Source organism: Paracraurococcus lichenis (genome assembly GCF_030657435.1).
Taxonomy (GTDB): Bacteria; Pseudomonadota; Alphaproteobacteria; order Acetobacterales; family Acetobacteraceae; genus Paracraurococcus; species Paracraurococcus lichenis.
The window spans coordinates 72,998-90,589 of sequence record NZ_JAUTWS010000009.1 but is presented as its reverse complement, the minus strand read 5'-3'; the positions used below and the strand labels follow the sequence as shown (position 1 = coordinate 90,589).

The following is a 17,592-nucleotide window of genomic DNA, read 5'->3' as shown; positions in this document are numbered from 1 at the left end:
TCTACGCCACCGTGCCGAGATACGCGTGCTCCAGCCGCTGGTGCACGCCCGCCTCCTTGGCCGGCGCCTCCAGCACCACCCGGCCGCGCACCATGGCGGCGACCCGGTCGGCGACGGCCAGCGCCTTGTCGATGAGCTGCTCCACCAGGATCACCGCCGTGCCGCCCTGGCGCAGCCGGTCCACCGCGCCCAGCACCCGGTCGACCAGCACGGGCGAGAGGCCGGCACTCGGCTCGTCCAGCATCAGCAGCCGCGGCTGGGTGACGAGGCCCTGCGCCACGGTCAGCATCTGCTGCTGCCCGCCGGAGAGCGCGCCCGCCATCTCCTGCCGCTTGGCCGCGATCTCCGGGAACCAGGAGAGCGCCTCCTCCGCCCGGGCCTGGCGCTGCCCGCGCGGCAGGTCGTAGCCGGCGAGCAGCAGGTTGTCGAAGACCGGGAGCTGGGTGAAGACGCGGTGGCCCTCGATCACATGCGCCATGCCGGCGCGCACGGTCCGCCGCGGCGGGGCATTGGTGATCTCCGCGCCGCCGAAGCGGACGGTGCCGGATTCCACCGTGACCAGGCCCGAGAGGGCACGCAGGAAGGTGCTCTTCCCCGCGCCGTTCGGGCCGAGCAGCGCCAGCACCTCCCCCGGCGCGACCGCGAGGCTGATGCCGTGCAGCACCCGCACCTTGCCATAGCCGGCATGGAGGTCTTGGACGCGAAGAAGCGGATCAGCCGCCGAGATAGGCACTGACGACCTCCTTGTGGCTGCGCACCTCCGCGGGGGTGCCGGCGGCCAGCTCCTTGCCCAGGTTCAGCACGGTGACGCGGTCGCAGACCGCGAAGATCAGCTCGGCATGGTGCTCGACCAGCAGCACGCCGACGCCGGCGGCGGCGACCTGCCTGACCAGCTCGCCGAGCCGCCACATCTCCTCGCCCGTCAGCCCCGCCGCCGGCTCGTCCAGCAGCAGGAAGGCGGGGTTGAGCATGAGGGCGCGGGCGATCTCGAGGAAGCGGAGCTCGCTGTGTTGCAGCCGGTCGGCCCGCACCTCGGCCAGTCCCTCCAGGCCCACCGCCCGCAGGCAGAGCAGGGCGCGGTTGCGCAGCGCCCGCTCCTCGGCCCGCGACCGCGGCAGGCTCAGCGCCGCCTCGAGGAAGCTCGCCGCCCCGCTGATGGTGCCGCCGACCATCACATTCTCCAACACCGAGCTCTCGCCGACGATGCGCGGCGTCTGGAAGGTGCGGGCAAGGCCGAGGCCGGCGCGGAGCTGCGGCTGCCCCATGGGCAGCGGCGACCCGCCCAATCGCGCCTCGCCCTGCTGCGGCACGTAGAAGCCGCAGATGACGTTCAGCGTCGTCGTCTTGCCGCTGCCGTTCGGGCCGATCAGCCCATGCACCTCGCCCGGGCGGAGCTCGAGGTCCAGCCCGTCGATGGCGCGGACGCCGCCGAAGCTGAGGTGGATGTCGCGCAGCGCGAGCGGCGCCGCCTCCCGGTGACGCGCCAGCACCTCCCGCAGCAGCTCCGGCCGCACCGCCACGCTGCGGTCGATCTCGAGCGGCTTGCGGTTCTTGAAGTCGAGCAGCGCGGCGATGCCGCCCGGCACCGCCAGCACGATGACCAGCAGCAGCACGGCGTAGAGGAAGGTGGACCAGGCGACCAGCGGTGCGGCGAATTCCGGCAGCAGCGTCAGGATGACGGTGCCGAGCAGCGGCCCGAGCACCGAGCCGCGGCCGCCGACCAGGATGGCGATGAAGAACAGCACCGAGAGGTCGAAGGTGAAGGCATCCGGCGTGATGTAGCTCTGCAGCGTGGCAAACAGCGCGCCCGCCACGCCGGCCAGCGCGCCGCTGAAGAGGAAGACGGTCACGAAGAGCCGCGGCTTGCCGATGCCGGCGGATTCGGCCGCGACCTCGGCATCCCGCATGGCGACCAGCGATCGTCCCCAACGGGACGCCCCGACATTGACCGTCATCCATGTGGAGAGGGCAGCCAAGCCGAGGCAGAGCAGGTAGAAGCCCTGCGGCGTGTCGAAGGGCGCCGGCAGCTCCGGCCCCGGCAGGCCCATGCCGCCGCCGGTCACCGGCACCCAGGCCAGCGCCACCTGGGTGACGATGGTGGCGAAGCCGAGGGTCGTCATGGCGAAGTAGAAGGTCCGCAGCCGGAGCGCCGGCAGGCCGATGATGGCGCCGCAGGCGGCGCCCATGGCGGCGGCGCAGGGCAGCGCCAGCAGCGCCGGCAGCCCCGCCTTCTCCACCAGCGCGCTGGCGGTATAGGCGCCGAGCGCGAGCAGGCTGACATAGCCGATGGCAAGCTGGCCGGCATAGCCGACCACGAGATTCAGCCCGGCGACCAGCACCCAGTAGATGGCGGCGCGGGTGGCGATGACGCCCCAGTAGCCGTCCCAGGCCGCGGCCATGGCCAGCGCGAGGGCCAGGACCAGCAGGAAGGGCAGCCAGCGCCGCAGGCCGCCGGAGGCCGCGACGGGCGCCGCCGCGGCCGGAAGGGTGGTGCTGCCCATCAGACCCGCCTCGCCTTCGGGGCGCCGAACAGGCCGCCGGGCGCGGCCAGCAGCACGATGATGAAGACCGCGAAGACCGCGACGCTGACGAAGACGCCGCCGACGAGGTAGCTCGCCGCCTGCTGGAAGACGCCGAGGGCGAGGCCGCCGATGACGGCGCCGCGGTTGTTGCCGAGCCCGCCGAGCGCGACCGGCACGAAGCCGTAGAAGTTCAGCATGGCGCCATTGGCGAAATAGGCGAGGAAGAGCTGCCCGCCGGCGAAGCCGGCGAGGCCGCCGACCACGCCCGCGATGGCGTAGCTCAGCATGCGCAGGTCGCGCTCCGGCAGGCCGAGCGCGCGGGCAGCGAAGTTGTCCTCGGCGATGGCGAGGAAGGCGCGGCCGACCAGCGTGCGCCGGTACATCCATTCGAGCCCGGCGATGGTCAGCGCGCAGGCCAGCAGCGGCAACCAGAATTTCTCGTCCGCCAGGCCGCTGCCCCAGTCCAGCAGCCGCGGGAAGGGCGCCGGCTCGGTCGAGTACTCGACGGCGACGAACTGCTGGATCATCAGCGCCGCCGCCAGGGTGGAGAGCACGTAGAGGTGCTGCTCCAGCGCGCCGAGCACCGGCCGCACCGCGACGATCTCCGTCACCAGCCCGATCACGGCGCAGCAGGCGAGCGTCAGCAGCAGGCCGATCGGCCAGGGCAGGCCGAGCTGCAGGACGAAGAAGGCGCCGAGCACGCCGCCGAGCATGCCGAGCTGCCCCGCGGTGAAGCTCATCACCCGCGAGGCCGAGAACATCACGTTGTAGGTGATGCCGATGAGCGCATAGACCGCCCCGGTCGCGAGGCCGGAGACGAGGATGGGTCCGATCATGCCCCGCGCTCAGGCGTAGCCGGGTGCGATGGTGAAGGCGCCCTCGCGGTTGGAATTGGCCAGCGACATGACCACGTCCTCGCCGGGATAGCCGTTGTGCTCGGTTGGCGAGAATGTGTAGTTGCCGAAGATGCCGGGCCAGCCGCGCAGCCCGTTCCAGTACTCGATGGTCTTCGCGTGCTCGGTCGAGCCCGTCTCCTGCACCGCGGCGGCGACCAGGCGCAGCGCGTCGTAGCCGCAGGCGACCCACCAGAGCGAGGTGTCGGAGAGCGTGATCTTGCCGGCGATGCGCTGGACGAACTCGGCGCTGCGGGGCGGCAGCTTGCCTTCGGCATCGAAGCTGCAGCTCCGGTAGCCGACCATGTAGACCTTCTCCCAGTTCTCGGGCTTGGCCAGCAGCGCCTTCACCTCGCCCGAGCCGAGGGTGGGATGGCCGACGATCGGCACGTCCCAGCCCATCTGCGCCCGCGTGTTGATGATGCGGGAGAGGTAGCCGCCGTTCACCGACCAGATCAGGATGACCTTGGCGCCGGCATTGCGCATGCGCGTCATGTCGGCGGTGACGTCGGTCTGCTGCGCCTCGATCAGGTACTTGCCGACGACATTGGCGTTCAATTGCTTCAGCAGCGCCTCGGAGGCATCGCTCGCCGCCGTGCCGTAGCCGGTGGTGTCGCCGACCACGGCGATGTCGCGGATCTTCAGCACATCGAGGCAGTAGCGGTGCGCCGCATCCGCCCATTGCCGGTTCGACGGCGCCTGGCGGAAGGCGTTCGGGTATTTCGCGGGATCGATGAGCTGGTCGACCACGCAGGGGTGCATGTTCGGCATCTTGGCCCGCGCCAGGATCGGCGTCGCGGCCAGGGATTCGCCGGAATTGCAGGGGCCCCAGGTGGTGTGGACCTTCAGGCGGTTGATCATCTCCTGCGTCGCATTGACGCATTTCGTCGGGTCGCCCTGGGTGTCGCGCGTCAGGATCTCGATCTTGCGGCCCTTCACGCCGCCGGCGCCGTTGATCTCCTCGGCGGCGAAGCGGATGCCGCGGTCGAAGCCGATGCCGGCCGAGGAGCCGGGGCCGGTGAGCGCGGCGAGCCAGCCGAAGCGGATCGGTTCCGACTGCGCGAGCGCCGGCCGGGCGAGGCCCGTGGCGGCCGCGGCCAGCATGAGGTTGCGACGGCCGAGGAGCATGAGGCGTTTCCTTCCCGGGGCGGCCCGGCGCGTCCCGCACGCCCGGCACCGTCCCATCCCGTGTCTGGCGGGGCGAAGGCACGCCATCCGTCACATGCGTTCCGGCACATGCATCCTGGCGGTCCACCCCGGCCGCGCGCTCTCCGGCGCGCTGCGCGGGCGGAGGATACGCGAGCCGCCCCCGGGCGCAAGCCGCCCGCCCCGCCCGCGGAACCGTCCCGCGCGCCGCGCGTGGAAGCATCGATGCCGGACGATGCCCCGCCCATGGCCGCGCTGATCGAGGGCCGGCTCGACCGCCTCGACCTGACGCCGGAGGAGGCGAGCCGCGCCGCCGGCCTCGCGCCCGATTTCCTCGAGCGGCTCATGGCCGGGCGGGTGCCGCCGCCGCGCGGGCAGCGGCTGGTGCGGCTGGCCGAGGTGCTGGCGACCAGCGTCTCCTACCTCGTCGGCCTCGATCCCGACACGCCGCCGCCGCAGGAGGTGCTGGAGGAGGAGCAGGGCACGCTCGGCCTGCTGGCCGGCGACGAGGAGGCGCTGCTGCGCGCCTATCGCCGGCTGGAGGTGCCGCAGAAGGCGGCTGTCGTGCTGGTGGTGCGCAGCATGGCGGGGCCGGAGCCGGCGCCGGACGAGGTGCCGGCCAAGCGCCTGGCGCGGCGGTAGCCGGCACGACGCTTGCTGGCCCCCGGCGAACCGCCGGGAGTTGCCGTGATGCTGCGCCGTACCGCCCTGATCTCCGCCGCCCTGCTGGCGGCCGGACCTGCCCATGCCCAGGGCTGGAGCCCGACCGGGCCGGTGCGCGTCGTCGTCCCTTTCCCGCCCGGCGCCGGCATCTACCTGCTGGCGCGGCTGCTGGCCGGCGCGGCGCAGCCCGGTCTCGGCCAGCCTGTCGTGGTGGAGAACCGCCCGGGCGGCGGCACGCTGGTGGCGACGGAGGCGATGCTGCGCACCCCGCCCGATGGCCAGGCGGTGCTGATGGTCGCCAACAGCTTCACCGTGAACCCCAGCCTGCACCAGCCCTCGCCCTACGACCCGCTGCGCCACTTCACGCCGCTGGCCCTGCTGACCGAGGTGCCGCATGTGCTCGTCGCGCATCCGGCGCTGGCCGGCAGCTTCGCCGAGTTCCTGGAGAAGGCGCGCCGGCCCGGCCCCGGGCTCAGCTTCGGCAGCAACGGCCAGGGCACCAGCCTGCATCTGGGCTGCGAGCACCTGAAGCTGCTGGCCGGGCTGAACGCCACGCACGTGCCCTATCGCGGCACGCCGCAGGTGATGACCGACCTCGTCGCCGGGCGGGTCGACTGGATGTACGGCAACCTGCCGGACGTGCTGCCGATGATCCGCGACGGCCGGCTGCGCGCGCTCGCCCTCGCCGCGCCGAAGCGCAGCGCCTTCCTCCCCGACCTGCCGACGTTGGGCGAGCTCGGCTTCCCCGCGGCGGTCTCGGACAGTTGGTACGGCGTGGTGATGCCGGCGGGCGGGCGGCCGGAGGTGGCGGCGCGGCACAGCGCCGCCTGGCTCGGCGCCCTGCGCCAGCCGGAGGTGACCGCGAAGCTGCGCGACCAGGGCTTCGACATCCTGGCCGAGGGGCCGGAGGGCTTCGCCGCCCGCCTCCGCCGCGACGTCGCGGTCTATGCCGAGGTGATCCGCGTCGCGCAGCTCCAGCCGGGCTGAGGGGCCGCCCTATCCGGCCCTGGCCCCGGTCGCCTGCAGGATCGGCGACCATTTCTCCGATTCCGCGCGGATGAAGCGTGCCGCCTCGGCCGGGCCGCCGGACAGCGCCTCGACGCCCGCCTCGCCGTAGCGCGCCTGCACGCCCGGCTCGGCCAGCACGGCGGCCACCGCCTCCGCCAGCCGCGCCAGGATCGGCGCCGGCGTGCCGGCAGGCGCCTGCAGCGATTGCCAGGAGGAGGCAGCATAGCCCGCGACGCCGGCCTCCCGCAGCGTCGGCAGGTCGGGCAGCAGCGTCGAGCGGTGCGCGGTGGTGACGGCGAGCGCCCGCACCCGCCCCTCCCGCGCCAGGGGCGCCAGCAGGGTCTGGCTGTCGATCATCAGGTCGGCACGGCCGGCGACGAGGTCCGTTACCGCCTGCGGCGTGCCGCGATAGGTCACCACGGTGAACTCGACGCCGGCCAGCCGCTTCAGCAGCTCCCCCGCGAGGTGGGAGGCGGCGCCGATGCCGGTGGTGGCGAAGTTGGCCTCGCCCCTGCGCGCCTTCAGCCAGGCGATGAATTGCGGCACGTCCTGCGCCGGCACGCCGGGATGCACCGCGAGGACGAAGGGCTGGTCGCCCAGCAGCGCGACGGGCGCGAAATCGGCCAGCGGGTCGAAGCCGAGATCGGGGTAGAGCGCGGCCATGACGGCATGCGCGGCGCCCGACAGCAGCAGGGTATGGCCGTCCGGTGCGGCCCGGGCGACGGCGCGGGCGCCGATGGTGGCACCGGCGCCCGGCAGGTTCTCGACGACCACGGGCTGGCCGAGCCGGCGCGACAGCGGCTCGGCCAGGATGCGGGCGACCACGTCGATGATGCCGCCGGCCGCGAAGGGCACGACGATGCGGACCGGACGCGTGGGGTATCCCTGCGCCCGCGCCAGGGCGGGCATGGCGAGGGCGGCGAGGAGGATGGGGCGGCGATGCATGGCGGGCACTCGGACCGTGTTTGCGCCATGCTGCACCGCCCGCCCACGGACGGCGAGACGGTGTTGCGACGGATGTTCAATGCCCATCCATCAGCAGGCCGGTCCATATACTCGGCACCATGCGCGGGAGCTGGATCCATGGCGACGATGAAGAAGGGCATCCTCACGGCGTCGCGCGAGTGGTGGAAGCACCTCCGCTGGACGAAGCGAGACTTCTGGAAGCGCGAAAGGCGCGCCGCCCGGCGGGACACCCAAACCCGCCGGGAAGAATGACCATGCCGCCACGCGAAGGCCGGACCCGCCCGCACGGAAGCGGGGCGGCGTCGACGCCGGCCCGGGCGCCCTACTCGATCCTGATCCCCGCCTGGCGGATCAGCGCGCCGTAGCGCTCGGCATCCTTCCGCAGCAGCGCCGCGGCCTCGGCGCTGGTCCCGCCGCCCGGGATGAAGCCGGCCTCCTTGATCCGCGGTCCCAGCACCGGGTCGCGCAGCGCCGTGTTCACCGCCGCGGCCCAGCGGTCGCGGATCGGCTCCGGCAGGCCGGGCGGGCCCATCAGCATGTACCAGACATTGGCGTCGAAGCCGGGGAAGCCGCTCTCGGCCACCGTCGGCAGGTCCGGCAGCCATTCGATCCGCTGCGGCATGGTGGTGGCCAGCGCCCGCACCGCGCCGCTGCGGATATGCGGGAGGTAGGTGGGGAAGGTATCGATGGCCAGGTCGATGCGCCCGGCCAGGATCTCGTTCACCGCCTGGCCGGTGCCGCGGAAGGGCACATGCGTCATCTCGACGCCCGCGGCGCGGGTCAGCAGCTCCGCCGCCAGGTGCTGCTGCGTGGCGACGCCGGAGGAGGAGTAGTTCAGCGCCCCCGGCCTCTCCCGCGCCAGGGCGATCAGCCCCTTCAGGTCGCGCGCCGGCGAGTTCGGCGGCACCACCGCCACCAGCGGCACGGTCGCGGCCAGCGCCACGGGCGTCTGGTCCCGGTAGATGTCGAAGGGCGGCGGATGCATCTGCGGCGGCACGACGGCGGAGGCGCTGACCGTCGTCATGAACAGCGTATGCCCGTCCGGCGCAGCGCGACTGCCGGCGAGCGCGGCGATGGTGCCGCTGGCACCCGGGCGGTTCTCCACCGCGATGGGCTGGCCGAGTTCCTGCTGCAGCGACGGGGCGAGCAGGCGGGCGATGATGTCCGTCCCGCCGCCCGGCGCGAAGCCGACCAGCAGGGTGACGGGGCGGCTCGGCGCCCATGCCCCTTGGGCGCGGGCGATGGCCGGCGCCGCGAGCGCGGCGGCCAGCAGGTGGCGGCGTTCGATCATTCCTGGCGTTCCCGGTCGTTCGTTGTTCAGCGGCCCGTCCACTGCATCGGCCGCTTGGCCAGGAAGGCCTGCACGCCCTCCCGGAAGTCGTCGCTGGTGAAGCACATGGTCACCAGGTCGTCGCCGTTCACCTGCCGCGCGGCGAGGCGCAGGCGCCGCATCGCCTCCTTCGTCGCGCGCAGGGTCAGCGGGGCATGGCCGGCGATGGTGCGGGCGAGCGCCTCGGCGCGGGCCTGCAGCGCGGCATGGTCCGGCAGCACCTCCGACAGCAGGCCGATCGCCTTGGCCTCCTCCGCCTCCACCAGCCGCGCGGTATAGACCAGGTCGATCACCCGGGCCGGCCCGATCAGCGCGGCCAGCCGGCCGTAATTCGCCATGGACAGGCAGTTGCCGAGCGTCTTGGCGATCGGGAAGCCGAAGCGCGCATTGGCCGCGCCGATGCGCATGTCGCAGACGGCGGCGATGGCCGCGCCGCCGCCCGTCGCGGCGCCGGCGACCGCCGCGATGGTCGGCTTCGGGCATTCCTCGAGCGCGACCAGGACCCGGTCGATCCGCTCCTCATAGGCCAGCGCGTCCTCCGGCGTGCGAAATTCCGTGAACTGGGAGATGTCGGTGCCGGCGGCGAAGGCCTTCTCGCCGGCGCCGGTGATGACGATGGCGCGGAGATCGCGGTCCTCCCCGGCCGAGAGGGCGATCTCCCGCAGCCGCTCGTACATCGGGAAGGTCAGCGCGTTGCGCGCCTGCGGCCGGTTCAGCGTCACGAAGCCGATGCCGTCGCGGATGTCGTAGAGCAACTCGTCCATGGAGGTCCCTTCCCTTGCGTCGGGCCCATTGGTGCCGGGGGCCGCGCCTTGTATCAAGTCATGGACCGAGATGAATCGGCCTGCCCGTCCCCTTCGCCGGGGGCAGGGTGCCAGGAGGAACCAGGATGCTGCCGCTCTCCCGCTTCACCGTGCTCGACCTCACCCGCGTCCGCTCCGGCCCCACCTGCGTGCGGCAACTGGCGGACTGGGGCGCCAATGTCATCAAGATCGAGGCGCCGGAGGAGATCGATACCGGCAGCGGCATGGGCGGCGACCGGCACGGGCCGGACTTCCAGCATGTGCACCGCAACAAGCGCGGCATCACGCTGAACCTGAAGCACCCGGACGGGCTCGCCCTGTTCAGGACGATGGTGGCGAAGGCCGATGTGGTCGTGGAGAATTACCGCCCCGACGTGAAGGACCGCCTCGGCATCGACTATGCGTCGCTGTCGGCGATCAACCCGCGCATCGTGCTCGGCTCCATCAGCGGCTTCGGCCAGACCGGGCCCTATGCGAGGCGCCCGGGCTTCGACCAGATCGCGCAGGGGATGGGCGGGCTGATGAGCGTGACCGGGCTCCCCGGCCAGGGCCCGGTGCGCGTCGGCATCCCCGTGGCCGACCTGACGGCCGGACTCTACACCGCCATCGGCATCCTGGTCGCGCTGCTCGAGCGCGATCAGACCGGCAAGGGGCGCTGGGTCCATACCTCCCTGCTGGAGGCCATGGTGGCGATGATGGACTTCCAGGCGACCCGCTGGACCATGAAGCAGGAGGTGCCGAAGCAGGCCGGCAACGACCACCCGACCACCGTGCCGACTGGCCTGTTCCGCACGAAGGACGGGCTGATGAACCTCGCCGGCGGCGGGCAGGAGATGTGGAACCGCATCGTGGCCACGCTCGGCATCGAGGCGCAGGCCAAGGACCCGGCCTTCGCCACGGACAAGAGCCGCGCGCAGAACCGCGAGAGGACCAATGCCCTGCTGCAATCGGTGCTGGAGACCGACACCTCCGAGAACTGGATCGCGAAGCTGAACAAGGCCGGCGTGCCCTCCGGCCCGGTCTATGCCATGGACCAGGTCTTCGCCGATCCGCAGGTGCGGCATCTCGGCATCGAATGGCCGGTGGAGCACCCGGCGCTCGGCACCGTGAACCTGGTGCGGGCGCCGATGAACCTCGAGGGCGTGCAGCCCCCGCGCCGGCCGACGCCCGAGCGCGGCGAGCATACGGCGGAGGTGCTGGCGGAGTTCGGCGTCTCGGCCGAGGACCTGGCGGCGCTGAAGGCGAAGGGGGCGGTCTAGCCCCGTCCCGGGCTATAAGGGGGATGGCGAGAGGAGGCGGCGATGGACGGCGATCGACCAAGCCTGCTGGAGCGGGTGCCCGAGGTTCGGCGGCACCGATTGGATGTGCATGAGTATTACCGCATGGCGGAGGCGGGCATCCTCACGCGCGAGGACCGGGTCGAACTGATCGAGGGGGAGATCGTCGACATGGTGCCGATCGGCAGCCCGCATGGCGGGACGGTGAACGCGCTGAACTACCGCCTGACCCGGCAGGTTGGCGACGCGGCAACGGTGTCGGTCCAGGGTCCTCTACGGCTGTCCGATGTCAGCGAGCCCCAGCCAGATCTCATGCTGCTCAAGCCGCGGCCGGATTTCTACCGCAGTGGCCATCCCACGGCGGCCGACGTGCTGCTGCTGGTCGAGGTGGCGCAGAGCAGCCTCGCCTATGACCGCAAGGTCAAGCTCCCCCTCTATGCCCGGCACGGCGTGCCGGAGGTCTGGATCGTGAATCTCGGAGAAGGCGTGGTCGAAGTGCACCGAACCCCGAAGGACGAGACCTACCAGGACGCGACCACCGCCGGGCGCGGCGACACGCTGGAACCCGCGCTGCTGCCAGGCCTGCGCATCGCGGTCGCGGAGGTGCTGGGCTGATGCGCATCGCCTCCGTCCGCGACGGCGTCGTGCCGATCGCCTCCGCCATCGCCAATGCCTATATCGACTTCTCCAAGATGACCGCCTCGGTCGTCGCGGTGACGGTCGAGGACGGCGCCGGCCGCAGCGCCACCGGCTACGGCTTCAACAGCAACGGCCGCTACGCCCAGCCCGGCCTGCTGAAGGAGCGCTTCATCCCGCGCCTGCTGGAGACGCCGGAGAACATCCTGGCGCATGCCGATGGCGGCCTCGAGCCCGCCGGCGCCTGGGCCAGCATGATGCGCAACGAGAAGCCGGGCGGCCATGGCGACCGCAGCGTCGCCGTCGGCGTGCTCGACATGGCGCTCTGGGACGCCGCGGCCAAGCTCGCGGGCAAGCCGTTGTGGAAGCTGCTGGCCGACCGCTACCGCGGCGGCGAGGCCGATGAGAGCGCCTGGATCTACGCCGCGGGCGGCTACTACTACCCCGGCAAGGGCCTCGACGAGCTGGTGGCCGAGATGCAGCGCTACCTCGACATGGGCTATTCCGTCGTGAAGATGAAGATCGGCGGCGCGCCCGGCACGCCGATCAAGGACGCGCTGAAGCTCGACATCGCGCGGATCGAGGCCGTCCTCAAGCTGCTCGGCGGCGACGGCTCGCGGCTCTGCGTCGACGTCAATGGCCGCTTCGGGCTGCATGCGGCGCTGGCCTATGGCGCCGCCCTCGCGCCCTATCGCCTCCGCTGGTACGAGGAGCCGCTCGACCCGCTGGACTACGCCACCCATGCGACGCTGGCCGAGCATTACAGCGCGCCGATCGCCACCGGCGAGAACCTGTTCAGCATGCAGGACTGCCGCAACCTGATCCGCCATGGCGGCCTGCGCCCGGACCGCGACATCCTGCAATTCGACCCCGCCCTCTCCTACGGCCTGGTCGAGTACATCCGCACGCTCAACATGCTGCAGGAGCACGGCTGGTCGCCGCGGCGCTGCGTGCCGCATGGCGGGCACCAGTTCGCGCTGAACATCGCGGTCGGCCTCGGCCTCGGCGGCAACGAGAGCTACCCGGAGGTCTTCGCCCCCTTCGGCGGCTTCGCCGATGCCACCCCCGTCGAGGACAGCCGGATCCGCATGCCGGACCTCCCCGGCATCGGCTTCGAAGCCAAGTCGGCCCTCTGGGCAGTCCTGAAGGACCTGTGATGCGGGCCCTGTGCGCGCGCGCACCGCGCCACGGGACCCCACAACGCATGATGGCGCCGCACCGGACCCTTCCCTCCACCGGTGCGGGATCCCTGCCATGCGACGCCTTGCCATGCTCCTCCCGCTGCTCGCCACGCCCGCCTTCGCCCAGGTGCAGGCGGTCGTGGCCGGTGCGCCCGACCCCTCCTTCCGCCTGGTCAACCGCGACCCGGCGGCGGTGCACGAGATCTATGTCTCCCCCACCGGCCGGCGCGACTGGGGCATGGACCGGCTGGGCCAGGACGTGCTGGTCCCCGGCCGCGCCGCCCGCATCAGCCTGCCGGCCGGCCAGTGCGTGAACGACATCCGCGTGGTCTTCGCCGATGGCCGCGCGGTGGAGCGCCGGCGCGTCGATACCTGCGCGGTGTCGCAGATGGCCTTCCCCTGAACGCGCCGGCGGTGGACCCTGGCGTCCCGGGCCGGTCGCGCCCGGCGCCGGAGCCGCCGCATGACCCGCATCCTCGTCCTCAACGGCAATACCACCCAGGCCATCACCGACCGCATCGCGGAGGCCGCCCGCGCCGCCGCGCCCGAGGGGGTGACGGTGGAGGGCATGACTGCCCCCTACGGCCTGCCGCTGATCGTCACCCGGGCGGACTGGCTGCTCTCCGGCCCGCCGATCCTGGCGGCGCTGGCGGCGCGGCGCGGCGGCTACGACGCCGCGGTCATCGCCGTCTTCGGCGACCCGGCGCTGGAGGCGGCGAAGCTGCTGCTGGACGTGCCGGTGGTCGGCATCTCGGAGGCCGCCTTCCATGCGGCGTCCATGCTCGGCCGGCGCTTCGGCATCGTCTCCTTCACCGCCGCGCTCCGGCCGATGTTCGAGGACTGCCTGGACCACCACGGGCTGCGCGCCCGCTGCGCCGGCTTCCGCATGGGCCCGCCCGATGCCTCCTACCCCGCGACGCTGGGCGAGGCCGAGCAGGCGACGCTGCTGGCCCTCATCCAGGCCAGCATCGAGCAGGACGGGGCGGAGGCGGTGATCCTGGCCGGCGGGCCGCTCGCCGGCCTCGCGCCGGTGCTGCAGCCCCGTGTGCCGGTGCCGCTGGTGGACGGCACGGCGGCGGCGGTGCGGCTGGCTGCGGCGCTGGCCGGACTGCCGCGGCCGGCGCGGCAGCGCGCGCCCCGCCCCCTCACGGGCTATGGGCCGGAGGTCACGTCGCTCTACGCCGCCCCGAACGTCGCACCGGCGGGCGGCTGACGGCACACCGGGCCGCGCCTCGTGTCGGGCGCACCGCTTCAGCCCGGCCGTTCCGGCCCGCGCCGGTAGCGCTGCCAGCCGAGATGCAGCGCGGCGATCCAGGCGAGGCCACCCATCGCCAGCCAGAGCCCTGCCGCGGCGAGTTCCGCGGGCGGCGCCGGCTCCCGCAGCAGCGACGAGGCCTGCACCGCGCCGAGCGCCAGGCCCGCCGCCCAGGCGACCATCAGCAGCAGCCAGAGACCCAGCGAGGCGCCGCGGCGCAGGTCGCCTCCCCGGGCCACGGCGCGCATCAGCCGAACCGCCTGGCGATCTCGCCGGGCAGCACGAAGACCGCCCAGAGCGCGACGCCGCCGAAGCCGGTGACGACGGTGATCCAGAGCAGCCAGGTGTTGAGCCGGCTGACCCCGAAACCCTCCGGCAGCCGGCGGTTGTTCAGCAGCAGGATCTGCCAGGCGCCGATCGAGCGGTAGACGAGGGCGGAGATCGCCACGCCGATCCACAGCACGAAGGGCTGCGCGACGGTGACGAGGTAGAGCCCCGCCGCGACGGCGATGGTGACCACGGTGAAGTAGTAGACGCGGTAGGGCCGCCGCGCCCGGCCGGTGACGGCGATGGCATCGCAGGTCGTGCGGCCGATATAGGTGTCGTAGAAGGGGAACTGCGCGTCGTACAGCGTGACCATGATGGCCAGCAGCATGAGCCAGCCCGCGGTCGGGCCGAGCACGCCCTGCGCGATGGTCGCCATCTGCAGCGGCACCTGCACGCCGCTCGGCACCTGCCCGGTCCGCAGGAAATCGTCGTGCAGGTAGGCGAGGCCGGCGACGGAATAGAGATAGGTCATCAGCAGCCCGCCGATGAGCGCCCACCACAGGATCAGGCTGTAGCCGCCGACCTTGACCCACTGCTGCATCTTGCGGCGCTCCTCCGGGTCGCTGGTGTCCCAGTGGAGTTCCTCGACGGTGATCGTCTCCGGCGGCTTCAGCACGCCGGTGACCTGCCCGGCATAGCGGCCCATGCCGAAGCCGGCGGCGATGACCCAGAAGCTGACCCACATCAGGCTGCCGCCGGGCTGGTTGAAGAGCGCCAGCGCATCGGTCTTCGGCAGGCTCTCCGGATAGCCCTCGCGCAGGAAGGTGAGGCCGACATAGCCCTCCAGCACCTGCCAGTAGTGCTCGGGCTTCGCCGCGATGCCGGTGATCAGCAGCACCAGCGCGATGTTGAGCACCATGATGACAAGGAAGAACTTCTCGAGGAAGGCGTAGGTCTTGTCCGAGAAGTAGAAGACGACGAGGACGAGGGCGAGGGCCAGCACCGCCCAGATGTAGTGCGGTGGCAGGCCCCAGATCGGCGGGTTGCCGATGCCGGTGAAGCGCTCGGCGGCGATGACGGCGCCGCCCATCCAGGCCGGCCAGGCCCAGGTCAGGATCGCCACGACGGCCCAGAACCAGGGCCAGAAGCCGCGCGGGCTCAGCTCGTTTGTCGCGGCGAAGAAGGAGCGGCCCGTGCAGACGCTGTACTTGATGCATTCGTAGACCAGGGCGGTCTCGAGCACCACCGAGAGCAGCATCAGCCAGTGCATGTGCAGCGTGCCGCGGGCCGAGATGTTCGGCAGCAGATAGGCCTCGCCGCCGCCGATCGAGATGCCGAAATTGATGGCCTGCGGGCCGAGTGCCGCCAGCATGCCCGCGAGCGTCAGCGGATAGGGATCGGGAACCCGGTGCAGCCCCCGCCCTTCCGCGGCGGCGGCGGTCGCATCCGGAACCGGCAGGTCGCCGGACTGTGCGGTCAGGCCCGACATGGCATCGCCCTCCCCAGGGTCGTGCCCGCCTTGCGAGAGCGCGCGAATTGCCAGTCCCGCGGTCCTCGCGGCGAGCAATCGGATGTCGTTGCCCGGACACTCTAGCCGTGGCGCGCCGCGCAGGGGTCGTCCGGAAAGGGCGGGTGCCGGGAATGTTACGGCCGGTCCCGCCGCCGCCGGCAGGCCTGTCGCGCCACACGCAGGAGAGGAATGGATCTGCCGCGCCGGTTCGATGCGGGCGTGGAAACGATGCGGCCGGGGGTTGCCAGCGCCGGCCGCATCGTTTCCACAGCCGCAGGTGGATCGGGAGACGATGATGGCGATGTCGAGCTGGCTGCGCCTCGCGGCCGGATGGGCCAGCGTGGCGGCCTTCCTGACCTTCGGGCCCGGCTGGCTGGGCGGCCTTGCCGACCCGCTGCTGGCCGGCCTGCTCTTCGCCTGGCTGCTCGGCGTCATTATCTGGCTCGCCTTCGGCGTGGTGCACGAGGCCGAGGAACTGGCGGAGATGCTGGGCGAGCCCTTCGGCACGCTGATCCTGACGCTGTCCATCGTCATCATCGAGGTGGCGCTGATCGCCGCCGTCATGCTGGGCGCGAAGGAGGCGCCGACGCTCGGCCGCGACACCATGTTCGCGGTGCTGATGATCGTGCTGAACGGCGTGGTCGGGATCGGCCTGCTGGTCGGCGGCCTCAGGCACCACGAGCAGGCCTATAGCCTGCAGGGGGCGGCGGCCTATCTCGGCGTCATCATCCCGCTCTGCGTCATCGCGCTGGTGCTGCCGAACTTCACCACCTCCACCACCAACGGCTCGCTGACCGCGGTGCAGGCGGGGTTCTTCTCGCTCTTCACCATCCTGCTCTACGGCATCTTCCTCTGGCTGCAGACCGGCCGGCACAGCGGCTATTTCGTCGACCCGGCGACGGCCGAGATCCCGAGGCTGGAAGCGCCGCCGCGCCGGCGCGGCGCGGTGCTGCCGCATGTCGGGCTGCTGCTGGCGAACATCCTGCCCATCGTCATCCTGGCCAAGAGCCTGGCGGCGGTGCTGGACTTCGGCATCGCCCGTCTGGGCGCGCCGCCGGCGCTGGGTGGCGTGCTCATCGCCATGGTTGTCTTCACGCCGGAGGGGCTCTCGGCCCTGCGGGCGGTGGCGGCCAACCAGTTGCAGCGCGCGGTCAACCTCTGCCTCGGCGCCGCGACCTCGACGCTCGGGCTGACCGTGCCGGCGGTGCTGATGATCGGGCTGCTGACGGGGCAGGAGGTGGTGCTCGGCCTCTCGCCGACCGAGATGGTGCTGCTGGTCACCACGCTGATCCTCTCGACGCTCACCTTCTCCGGCCCGCGCACGACGATGCTGGAGGGCGCGGTGCACCTGACGCTCTTTGCCGTCTACCTCGTGCTGATCTTCAGCCCATGAGGCGCGCGGGCTCGCGCGAGGCATAGACGTCGCCGCTGTTCGCCTCGGCCGGCAGGGCGGCGAGCCAGGCGGCCATGGCAGCGGCCTCCACCGGCGCGGCATGGACGAACGCCATGCTCTCGCCGAGGCAGGCATTGAAGGCGCGGTAGCCGAGCGCCGCGAGGCGGCCGAGGCAGGCCCCGGCGACCCCGCGCTGGATGGTGGTGAACTCGAAGGATAGGGTCCGCGGCGCGACGCTGAGACCGGCCAGCGCCGCCGCCTCGTAGCCCTCGACGTCGATCTTCACGAAGTCCGGCCGGCCATGCGCGGCGGCCAGCGCGTCCAGCGTGGTGACGGGCAGCGTGATCGCGGCATCCCAGCGCTGCCCCTCCCAGCCCGGCGCGCCATCGGCCGCGGCGATGAAGTCCGGGCTGGCGGTGGCGACGGTGGGATTGGCGGTGTTGAGGCGCAGCACCGCCTCGCCCGGCTCGGCGCCGACCAGCGCCGCGACGCGCGCCACGCCCGGGTCGCGGCCGAAGAGCAGCCGCAGCAGCCGGGCGAGGCGCGGCTGCGGCTCCACCGCGACGACGCGGGCGCCGAGGCGGCGGAAGCTCGCCGTGCGGTCGCCGACATGCGCGCCGATGTCGAAGGCGAGTTCCCCGGGCCCGAGGAAGCGGCGGTGGAACTCATCCAGCCGCGCGGCCCGGCCGGGCGGGTAGTAGAGGCGGAGGCTGCGCCCGATGGCGCGGGCGGTGGTCACGCC

Annotated in this window: 19 protein-coding genes; 9 read left to right on the top strand and 10 right to left on the bottom strand. The window is 72.4% G+C overall.

Annotated features, from left to right (window positions below):
• Position 1: 1 nt before the first annotated feature.
• The 4 genes from Q7A36_RS11555 to Q7A36_RS11540 are packed head-to-tail and all read right to left on the bottom strand — an operon-like array spanning position 2 to position 4,543.
• Positions 2-733, bottom strand: coding sequence for an ABC transporter ATP-binding protein (locus tag Q7A36_RS11555; RefSeq protein WP_305103845.1), 732 nt, complete (start codon positions 731-733; stop codon positions 2-4).
• Positions 714-2,501 carry a branched-chain amino acid ABC transporter ATP-binding protein/permease gene (locus tag Q7A36_RS11550; RefSeq protein WP_305103844.1) on the bottom strand — a complete coding sequence of 596 codons (1,788 nt, stop codon included), beginning with the start codon at positions 2,499-2,501 and terminating at the stop codon, positions 714-716. Before Q7A36_RS11550 ends, Q7A36_RS11555 begins: the two co-directional genes overlap by 20 nt.
• Entirely contained in the window at positions 2,501-3,358 is an 858-nt protein-coding gene (locus Q7A36_RS11545) for a branched-chain amino acid ABC transporter permease (RefSeq protein ID WP_305103843.1), read from the bottom strand. Before Q7A36_RS11545 ends, Q7A36_RS11550 begins: the two co-directional genes overlap by 1 nt.
• 9 nt (positions 3,359-3,367) lie before the next feature.
• The gene (locus Q7A36_RS11540) at positions 3,368-4,543 is read right to left on the bottom strand and encodes an ABC transporter substrate-binding protein (RefSeq protein ID WP_305103842.1); all 1,176 of its coding nucleotides are present in this window, start codon (positions 4,541-4,543) and stop codon (positions 3,368-3,370) included.
• Between the two features lie 243 nt (positions 4,544-4,786).
• Here Q7A36_RS11540 and Q7A36_RS11535 point away from each other — a divergent pair, with 243 nt between their 5' ends.
• Together Q7A36_RS11535 and Q7A36_RS11530 are read left to right on the top strand one after the other, a co-directional pair.
• Entirely contained in the window at positions 4,787-5,203 is a 417-nt protein-coding gene (locus Q7A36_RS11535; RefSeq protein ID WP_305103841.1) for a helix-turn-helix domain-containing protein, read from the top strand.
• Between the two features lie 48 nt (positions 5,204-5,251).
• A complete protein-coding gene (locus Q7A36_RS11530) occupies positions 5,252-6,211 on the top strand; it encodes a tripartite tricarboxylate transporter substrate-binding protein (protein ID WP_305103840.1) in 960 nt (319 codons plus the stop codon).
• A 9-nt stretch (positions 6,212-6,220) separates the two neighbouring features.
• Here Q7A36_RS11530 and Q7A36_RS11525 read toward each other — a convergent pair whose 3' ends face one another.
• Complete coding sequence (locus tag Q7A36_RS11525) at positions 6,221-7,177, bottom strand: tripartite tricarboxylate transporter substrate binding protein (protein WP_305103839.1); 957 nt, start codon at positions 7,175-7,177, stop codon at positions 6,221-6,223.
• Positions 7,178-7,315: 138 nt separating this feature from the next.
• Here Q7A36_RS11525 and Q7A36_RS11520 point away from each other — a divergent pair, with 138 nt between their 5' ends.
• Complete coding sequence (locus Q7A36_RS11520) at positions 7,316-7,450, top strand: hypothetical protein (RefSeq protein WP_305103838.1); 135 nt, start codon at positions 7,316-7,318, stop codon at positions 7,448-7,450.
• A gap of 70 nt (positions 7,451-7,520) precedes the next feature.
• On the opposite strand, the gene Q7A36_RS11515 is transcribed toward Q7A36_RS11520, so the two are convergent.
• The gene (locus Q7A36_RS11515) at positions 7,521-8,489 is read right to left on the bottom strand and encodes a Bug family tripartite tricarboxylate transporter substrate binding protein (protein WP_305103837.1); all 969 of its coding nucleotides are present in this window, start codon (positions 8,487-8,489) and stop codon (positions 7,521-7,523) included.
• A gap of 26 nt (positions 8,490-8,515) precedes the next feature.
• Complete coding sequence (locus Q7A36_RS11510; protein WP_305103836.1) at positions 8,516-9,292, bottom strand: enoyl-CoA hydratase; 777 nt, start codon at positions 9,290-9,292, stop codon at positions 8,516-8,518.
• 125 nt (positions 9,293-9,417) lie between these two features.
• On the opposite strand from Q7A36_RS11510, the gene Q7A36_RS11505 reads away from it, so the two are divergent.
• The 5 genes from Q7A36_RS11505 to Q7A36_RS11485 all read left to right on the top strand — a co-directional run bounded on the left by Q7A36_RS11505 (position 9,418) and on the right by Q7A36_RS11485 (position 13,638).
• The gene (locus Q7A36_RS11505; RefSeq protein WP_305103835.1) at positions 9,418-10,590 is read left to right on the top strand and encodes a CaiB/BaiF CoA transferase family protein; all 1,173 of its coding nucleotides are present in this window, start codon (positions 9,418-9,420) and stop codon (positions 10,588-10,590) included.
• A gap of 42 nt (positions 10,591-10,632) precedes the next feature.
• A complete protein-coding gene (locus tag Q7A36_RS11500; RefSeq protein WP_305103834.1) occupies positions 10,633-11,223 on the top strand; it encodes a Uma2 family endonuclease in 591 nt (196 codons plus the stop codon).
• Positions 11,223-12,401: an enolase C-terminal domain-like protein gene (locus tag Q7A36_RS11495; RefSeq protein ID WP_305103833.1), complete on the top strand. Its 1,179-nt coding sequence runs from the start codon at positions 11,223-11,225 to the stop codon at positions 12,399-12,401. Before Q7A36_RS11500 ends, Q7A36_RS11495 begins: the two co-directional genes overlap by 1 nt.
• Before the next feature lie 97 nt (positions 12,402-12,498).
• Positions 12,499-12,828, top strand: coding sequence for a hypothetical protein (locus tag Q7A36_RS11490; protein ID WP_305103832.1), 330 nt, complete (start codon positions 12,499-12,501; stop codon positions 12,826-12,828).
• Positions 12,829-12,888: 60 nt separating this feature from the next.
• On the top strand, positions 12,889-13,638 hold the full coding sequence (locus tag Q7A36_RS11485) for an aspartate/glutamate racemase family protein (RefSeq protein WP_305103831.1): 750 nt from the start codon (positions 12,889-12,891) through the stop codon (positions 13,636-13,638).
• Positions 13,639-13,676: 38 nt separating this feature from the next.
• On the opposite strand, the gene Q7A36_RS11480 is transcribed toward Q7A36_RS11485, so the two are convergent.
• Positions 13,677-13,928 carry a hypothetical protein gene (locus tag Q7A36_RS11480; protein WP_305103830.1) on the bottom strand — a complete coding sequence of 84 codons (252 nt, stop codon included), beginning with the start codon at positions 13,926-13,928 and terminating at the stop codon, positions 13,677-13,679.
• The gene (locus tag Q7A36_RS11475; RefSeq protein WP_305103829.1) at positions 13,928-15,436 is read right to left on the bottom strand and encodes an Nramp family divalent metal transporter; all 1,509 of its coding nucleotides are present in this window, start codon (positions 15,434-15,436) and stop codon (positions 13,928-13,930) included. Before Q7A36_RS11475 ends, Q7A36_RS11480 begins: the two co-directional genes overlap by 1 nt.
• A gap of 316 nt (positions 15,437-15,752) precedes the next feature.
• Here Q7A36_RS11475 and Q7A36_RS11470 point away from each other — a divergent pair, with 316 nt between their 5' ends.
• Positions 15,753-16,850 (top strand): calcium:proton antiporter, encoded by a 1,098-nt coding sequence (locus tag Q7A36_RS11470; RefSeq protein WP_305103828.1) that lies wholly within the window; start codon positions 15,753-15,755, stop codon positions 16,848-16,850.
• On the opposite strand, the gene Q7A36_RS11465 is transcribed toward Q7A36_RS11470, so the two are convergent.
• Entirely contained in the window at positions 16,840-17,589 is a 750-nt protein-coding gene (locus Q7A36_RS11465; RefSeq protein WP_305103827.1) for an FkbM family methyltransferase, read from the bottom strand. The genes Q7A36_RS11470 and Q7A36_RS11465 overlap by 11 nt on opposite strands.
• Positions 17,590-17,592 lie beyond the last annotated feature (3 nt).

What these genes read in the sequence shown, in the direction of transcription:
- Q7A36_RS11505 (WP_305103835.1), top strand. Translation starts at nt 9,418, where the DNA reads ATGCTGCCGCTCTCCCGCTTCACCGTGCTCGACCTCACCCGCGTCCGC.
- Q7A36_RS11515 (WP_305103837.1), bottom strand. Translation starts at nt 8,489, where the DNA reads ATGATCGAACGCCGCCACCTGCTGGCCGCCGCGCTCGCGGCGCCGGCC.
- Q7A36_RS11470 (WP_305103828.1), top strand. Translation starts at nt 15,753, where the DNA reads ATGGCGATGTCGAGCTGGCTGCGCCTCGCGGCCGGATGGGCCAGCGTG.
- Q7A36_RS11495 (WP_305103833.1), top strand. Translation starts at nt 11,223, where the DNA reads ATGCGCATCGCCTCCGTCCGCGACGGCGTCGTGCCGATCGCCTCCGCC.
- Q7A36_RS11475 (WP_305103829.1), bottom strand. Translation starts at nt 15,436, where the DNA reads ATGTCGGGCCTGACCGCACAGTCCGGCGACCTGCCGGTTCCGGATGCG.
- Q7A36_RS11530 (WP_305103840.1), top strand. Translation starts at nt 5,252, where the DNA reads ATGCTGCGCCGTACCGCCCTGATCTCCGCCGCCCTGCTGGCGGCCGGA.
- Q7A36_RS11550 (WP_305103844.1), bottom strand. Translation starts at nt 2,501, where the DNA reads ATGGGCAGCACCACCCTTCCGGCCGCGGCGGCGCCCGTCGCGGCCTCC.
- Q7A36_RS11540 (WP_305103842.1), bottom strand. Translation starts at nt 4,543, where the DNA reads ATGCTCCTCGGCCGTCGCAACCTCATGCTGGCCGCGGCCGCCACGGGC.
- Q7A36_RS11490 (WP_305103832.1), top strand. Translation starts at nt 12,499, where the DNA reads ATGCGACGCCTTGCCATGCTCCTCCCGCTGCTCGCCACGCCCGCCTTC.
- Q7A36_RS11500 (WP_305103834.1), top strand. Translation starts at nt 10,633, where the DNA reads ATGGACGGCGATCGACCAAGCCTGCTGGAGCGGGTGCCCGAGGTTCGG.
- Q7A36_RS11520 (WP_305103838.1), top strand. Translation starts at nt 7,316, where the DNA reads ATGGCGACGATGAAGAAGGGCATCCTCACGGCGTCGCGCGAGTGGTGG.
- Q7A36_RS11545 (WP_305103843.1), bottom strand. Translation starts at nt 3,358, where the DNA reads ATGATCGGACCCATCCTCGTCTCCGGCCTCGCGACCGGGGCGGTCTAT.
- Q7A36_RS11510 (WP_305103836.1), bottom strand. Translation starts at nt 9,292, where the DNA reads ATGGACGAGTTGCTCTACGACATCCGCGACGGCATCGGCTTCGTGACG.
- Q7A36_RS11535 (WP_305103841.1), top strand. Translation starts at nt 4,787, where the DNA reads ATGCCGGACGATGCCCCGCCCATGGCCGCGCTGATCGAGGGCCGGCTC.
- Q7A36_RS11480 (WP_305103830.1), bottom strand. Translation starts at nt 13,928, where the DNA reads ATGCGCGCCGTGGCCCGGGGAGGCGACCTGCGCCGCGGCGCCTCGCTG.
- Q7A36_RS11485 (WP_305103831.1), top strand. Translation starts at nt 12,889, where the DNA reads ATGACCCGCATCCTCGTCCTCAACGGCAATACCACCCAGGCCATCACC.
- Q7A36_RS11525 (WP_305103839.1), bottom strand. Translation starts at nt 7,177, where the DNA reads ATGCATCGCCGCCCCATCCTCCTCGCCGCCCTCGCCATGCCCGCCCTG.